This window comes from Psychrobacter sp. AOP7-B1-24, from assembly GCF_052376215.1.
Taxonomy (GTDB): domain Bacteria; phylum Pseudomonadota; class Gammaproteobacteria; order Pseudomonadales; family Moraxellaceae; genus Psychrobacter.
In genome coordinates, this window is record NZ_JBQSVL010000115.1 from 1 (window position 1) to 5,696 (window position 5,696).

Genomic DNA, 5,696 nt, shown 5'->3' on the forward strand with positions numbered 1-5,696 from the left:
CGTTTTTCTATACCCTTGAACTGTTTGCTTTCTCTGATTAACTTTGAAAATTTTGAGTTATCACTAAACGCTGAGAATTGTTTATTCTGCATCTTGAGATGCTCTTCTTTCGATAAAGCTTCTTCGATAACCACTGCTGTTTCATTGGAAGCAGTCGTTATAGGCGCCTCTGTTTGAAAAATCTCAGAACCCATTGGTAATATAGCAACCGCAGAAGTCATGGGTATTATGCTCGAAGTCATCACGACCACACTTAGCAACAATTGGTGATTGGTATGAGTAAACTTTATCTTCATTATCATGCTCCTTTTTGCATAAATAATAGCGTGCGATACCAAACCTCTTTATGACAGGTGGTATCGTTATCAAGCATCATTGACTAGATTAAGATCTACGGTCGGTGTTATATGGTGTGTCTTTTGTTTTGTGGTCAGCTGTGCCTTTAGTATGTTGCTTCGCTGTTGATTTCTTTGAAGTGTTTGCTTTGGTATTGACCGTTTGTTTTTTATTGCTCTGATTCTTGTCGTCAGTTTTCTTGTTGCTTTGTTGTTTGGTGATTTGTAGACTTGTTTTTTGTGCAGATGAGTCCTCTGTATGGTTTTGCTTATGGATTTGATACTTTGATGTGTCATGTAGAGCCGCACTTGCTGGCGCTGTCATGGCTACGCAAGTAGAGGCAGCTAAGATCAGGCTTATTATTGTCTTTTTCATTGTTGTGTCGAATTTAATTAAAATATAGTGGCGAAAACCTAGGAACAAAGCAATCTAAGCACAAAGCAATCTAGGAACTGAGTTTTATCAGTTCGATAAGGTGAATAATAGAGGATTGCAATGTTAAGTACATTTATGAAACTTAAAGAAAGGTAACGATTTTCGTCAAGCGTGGCTTGCACGCTCTGAATTTCTTTGGCTATCGATATGCACTAAAACCATTATTTTTATAAATTGGAGCACCGTACTGGCGCATGATTTTGTATCAAAGTAGTGCTTTTTTTATTCAGATCGTTCGATAAGATGGATTTTTCTGTGGCATAAAACTTGCGCTACCTTAACGATAGGATGATTTCGCTACATCTGATAAGTCAAAGATGACTTGTGATGGCTTAAAGATGCCTTAATTGTAGATGACGCTTAAACTTATGACAGCGAGGTTTCTCAATACGTGCAGATAAGCTAGTATACTGTCTTTAGAAAAATCATAAAGCCATATCTGGTTATACAACATAAGCCACTTTGAGTGGCTTATTTGTTTTTCTAAAGACTAGGGCGTGTCCTCAATTCAATCGATAGTCATCTAAATGGGTTAAAAATGGCTAAATCTTGCCAAACGGCGTCAAATAGCTGATTAATATCTCGATATTATCTGCGCTATTTTCCTTGTTTGATGACAATTTATCTCATTTTTATCACCATTTTTAAAATGAGGACATGCCCTAGGCGTCAAAAATTTCACTGCGTATGGTCTAAAAAATAGCTACTGTGATGTGAGAATCACGATAGCCTGCATCAGTTTTACATAGTTTTATCAATAAATAATCTCGAAGGAGAGAATCAATGTCAGTTAACGAAGCATTACTGGACGAAGTCAAACAATGGCGTAAACAGATTCATAGCCAACCTGAACTAGGGTTTAAGGAGTTCAAAACCTCATCCTTTATCGTTGATAAGTTAGAGTCTTTTGGGATTGAAGTGCATCAAGGATTGGGTGGCACTGGTGTTGTTGGGACATTGAAGAATGGCTCAGGACCAACCATTGGTATCAGAGCGGATATCGATGCTTTGCCCATCGAAGAGCAAAACGATATTGAGCATAAGTCTACGCATGCAAACTGTATGCACGCCTGTGGTCACGATGGTCATACTTCAGTGTTGCTGGGCACGGCTAAATATCTAAGTGAGAATAAGAATTTTAGCGGCACGATTCATTTAATATTCCAACCTGCTGAAGAAGTTTTGGGCGGTGCCAAAGCCATGATTGATGATGGCTTATTTGATAAGTTTCCAATGGATGCCGTTTATGGGCTACATAACTGGCCAGGTCTTCCTGTGGGTCAAATTGCTGTAAATGACGGTCCGATGATGGCATCTTTTGATACGTTCGAAATTACGCTAACGGGTAAAGGTACGCATGCTGCCATGCCGCATCTCGGTGCCGATCCTATTGCAGCAGGTGCGGCATTAATCACTAATATTCAGTCTATTGTCTCTCGCCGCATATCACCATTACAGTCTGGTGTTATCAGCGTGACACAGATGAACAGTGGTGACACGACCAATGTCATTCCTGATATTGCGATTTTAAAAGGTACGGTTCGTAGTTTTGATATGGATGTACGCCAGTCGCTACAAGACATGCTTACAGAAATGGTGACGACGTTGCCACCACTATATGGCGTGACAGGTGAGATGGACTACCATATTCGCTATCCGGTAACTACTAACGACAGTCAGGCTTATCTTGAGATAAAAGAAGCGGCTAGTAAAGCACTAGGCGCTGACAAGGTGAATACAGACGTAGAGCCGTCAATGGCTTCTGAAGATTTTTCATTCATGAGTCAGGTAATCAAAGGCGCGTATTTTTGGTTGGGTGTGGATGGCAGCACGCCGTCTAAACCTTTGCACAATGCCTTATATGACTTTAATGATGATGCGATCGAAACGGGCATTAAAGTATGGATTTCTTTAGTGGAATCTGAATTACCAAAAACTGCGGCGACAAATTAAGCCCTAGATAAAAAAATGACGTCATTCAGTAGAACTGAATGTAGGACTGACCATAAACCTTAAAAGGAACTGATATGAGTAATAATAGCGTGCTGTCGCCGACGATGACCAAGCACCTACTTGACTGGAAGCTCCATTTACTAGCGATTGCCGTATCACTATTGGCAGAGTGGATAGGTATTATTAAAATTCCTATCGGTATAGGTATACTGGTATTACTGCCTTTGCTTTATGCTTTTATTTTTGCAATTTTACTAAACCCTAATGTTATTCCTTCAATGAAAGCCGTTATCACCAAGAAACGTGCAAAATTTGCTAGCTATGCCATTTTGCTAAGCATCATGCCATTTATTGCAAAATTCGGTGTGGGTGTTGGTCCTAATATTGAAGAAATAATAGCCGCAGGCCCAGCTTTGCTGTTACAAGAGTTGGGCAATGTGGCGACTGTGCTTATCGCGCTACCTGTTGCCGTACTGGTTTTTGGTATGGGACGTGAAGCAATTGGCGCCACGCACTCAGTGGCTCGCGAACCTAACGTCGCTTTGATTGCTGATAAGTATGGACTGCAAAGTCCTGAAGGTATCGGTGTGATGGGTGTTTATGTCATGGGTACGCTGTTTGGTGCCATTTATTTTTCATTGATGGCAGGTATCATCGCTTCTATGGACCTCGTTGACGTCCGAGCGTTGGCAATGGCTTGCGGTATTGGTAGCGGTAGTATGATGGGCGCCTGCTCAGCTGCGTTGGCAGAAACAGTGCCAGATCAAGCCGATACCATTACGGCATTTGCAGCGACATCTAACTTGCTGACCTATGCTACTGGATTATTTGTTAGTTTATTTGTGGCATTACCTTTTACAGAGTTTTTATATAAAATCGTCAGTAAATTTAAAAAGAATAAAAGCGCCAATGCGACCACCGAGACAGATTTTGGTGCGGTTATGGAAGAGCCTGCCGTATTGTCGATGGGACAGTCGTTTATCTTGCTAGCCGTGATTTGTGTGGTGCTACTACTCAGCAACTGGGTAGGGCAGGGTGTTGATCCACTTGACGGTTTGCCTGCCATGCTTATTTTGTTTGCCTGCTGTGTGGTTGGTATGGTATTGAAACGCTTAGTTCCGTTTAATGTGCCTGCTATTGCATGGATATCGATTGTGGCTATCTTAATCTCTTTGCCACAGTTTCCGTTCAATGCCTACGTATTGGAAGAAACAGCCAAGATGGGTGTGTTGCAATTATTGACGCCTGTACTTGCCTACGCGGGTTTTGCTATCTCGCAAATGGAAGTGGATTTGTTCAAAAAATCTGGATTTAAGATTGCAGTAGTTGCGATACTGACCTTTACAGGTACGTTCATCGGGTCTGCTCTGATTGCGCAAGTTATGTTATAGCAATTGTTCTCTTTTGTTTTGTCGTTAGCTGATGATGACAGATTAGGGTCTGTTGAACATTCAAATATTAGGGCTGCTGATTGCTAAAATTGCACCAAACTAGGCGCAAACCGACGATAATGTCGAGACCTTAGCGAGGTTTGTAACAACGTTTGGGGTGATTTTAGCATCAGCCTTTCAGGGCAGTACTCTTTTTTGCCAATATATGGCGAAATTGTTTCACCTAGAATGACTAGGCATCAAAAATTTCACTGCATATTGTCTAAAAAATAGTCACTGCCAGCACCACATTTGAATGTTCAACAGACCCTAATAGATTGGAGTTTTATTGAGGTGTTACATCTGCATTCGGTTGCATTGAGCATTCTTTAAATTGTATCTATTTTTTCTAAATCGAAAAAGAGTAAAACAGACACTCAAGTTAGAAATCTCCAGTTTAACCACTGGGGATTTTTTTGTATCTAGCTTTTGGTGTGTTGAATCTTCAGATGTAATGAACAAAATCCACAAATATAGTCAGTGAACTATTAAATTACTACCCCATTTAGAGGTGCTAGAAATGCAGTTTACAGTTGGCTGTCTTTTAACTTTTTTAGAGTTCTTTGATTATTGATAATACCGAGAATTAAGGTGGTGTTAGGTAAAGTGAAAATGAAATAGTGGCCAGATCATCGGCTTGGTGGTAGGCACAATAAATAATGGTAACTGGTCATATAATATATGCCACTTATCGTTTTTGTATCTGATTTCTTTGACAGATATAAACGGTATAAGTTATATATGTACCCCTATAAATTACACACTTATATTTAGATATTTAATGGTGTGTTGAAGAGCAAATTACTCACCTTGATTCTATGTAGTATATCTAATAAAAACACTTTTATAAAAAGACATACTAAACAATATCGGCATATTTCAATCACACTATTATAGGAATTATAAGAAATGGTAGCCACCAATATTCAGGTCGTTACCAATTTTCACCACACGTAAAAATTGGTTTTTGAAGATAAAAAAGCCTACCAAACATCATATTTATATGACCAATAAAAAAATAGACAGACAGTCACTCAAACGCTCAGCGCATTCAAACACTAACAGATCAATAAATGACCATTTAAGGAATTACCATGGGTAAAGTATTCAAACACACCATCGTTCAAGTAGCATTGGCAACGACATTATTTGGTATGACAGCTTGTGCAACGAGTGGCAACCAGATTGATAATGATGGCGATACTCGCCATGTTGGTCATGTTATGTGGACAAACCAAATAGACAGTGACGCTGATACCTTATTAGAAAAACAAGTGGCTAATGATGAAGCACGCCTCATATTCATCCGAAAAAATGATAACGACCCTGAGCAAACCAGTGCCAACATCGCCATCAACGACAGATTTCAAGTCAGCCTACATCCTGGCAACTATACCGCTGTCAACTCCTGTGTCGGCACAAACCAATTAAGTGCTCATGCAACCGGCTTTAAAGACAATGACTTATTAGCAGAACAACAAGACTACCAATTAGCTGGTGGCGAAACATACTTTTTCTATGTAGACATGGACGAGAGTGGGC

5 protein-coding genes and 1 pseudogene are annotated in these 5,696 nt (G+C 39.9%); 4 read left to right on the plus strand and 2 right to left on the minus strand.

Annotated elements, in window-relative coordinates; translation table 11 throughout:
* Both ACT3QP_RS13925 and ACT3QP_RS13930 read right to left on the minus strand, forming a co-directional pair.
* On the minus strand, positions 1-296 hold a 296-nt coding region (locus ACT3QP_RS13925; RefSeq protein ID WP_444525915.1), incomplete at its 3' end, for a hypothetical protein.
* A gap of 88 nt (positions 297-384) precedes the next feature.
* Positions 385-711, minus strand: a complete 327-nt coding sequence (locus tag ACT3QP_RS13930) for a hypothetical protein (RefSeq protein WP_444525916.1) — start codon at positions 709-711, stop codon at positions 385-387.
* An 843-nt stretch (positions 712-1,554) separates the two neighbouring features.
* Between ACT3QP_RS13930 and ACT3QP_RS13935 the strand changes: the two genes are divergently transcribed.
* The 4 genes and pseudogenes from ACT3QP_RS13935 to ACT3QP_RS13950 form a co-directional block, all read left to right on the plus strand.
* Positions 1,555-2,724, plus strand: a complete 1,170-nt coding sequence (locus ACT3QP_RS13935) for a M20 aminoacylase family protein (RefSeq protein ID WP_444525917.1) — start codon at positions 1,555-1,557, stop codon at positions 2,722-2,724.
* A 74-nt stretch (positions 2,725-2,798) separates the two neighbouring features.
* On the plus strand, positions 2,799-4,115 hold the full coding sequence (locus tag ACT3QP_RS13940; protein ID WP_444525918.1) for a DUF3100 domain-containing protein: 1,317 nt from the start codon (positions 2,799-2,801) through the stop codon (positions 4,113-4,115).
* 381 nt (positions 4,116-4,496) lie between these two features.
* On the plus strand, positions 4,497-4,580 hold the full coding sequence (locus ACT3QP_RS13945; protein ID WP_444525919.1) for a hypothetical protein: 84 nt from the start codon (positions 4,497-4,499) through the stop codon (positions 4,578-4,580).
* Positions 4,581-5,248: 668 nt separating this feature from the next.
* A pseudogene (locus ACT3QP_RS13950) lies at positions 5,249-5,696 on the plus strand (OmpA family protein); the annotation flags it as partial.

Coding starts and splice junctions, on each gene's coding strand:
- ACT3QP_RS13930 (WP_444525916.1), bottom strand. CDS start 711: ATGAAAAAGACAATAATAAGCCTGATCTTAGCTGCCTCTACTTGCGTA.
- ACT3QP_RS13935 (WP_444525917.1), top strand. CDS start 1,555: ATGTCAGTTAACGAAGCATTACTGGACGAAGTCAAACAATGGCGTAAA.
- ACT3QP_RS13940 (WP_444525918.1), top strand. CDS start 2,799: ATGAGTAATAATAGCGTGCTGTCGCCGACGATGACCAAGCACCTACTT.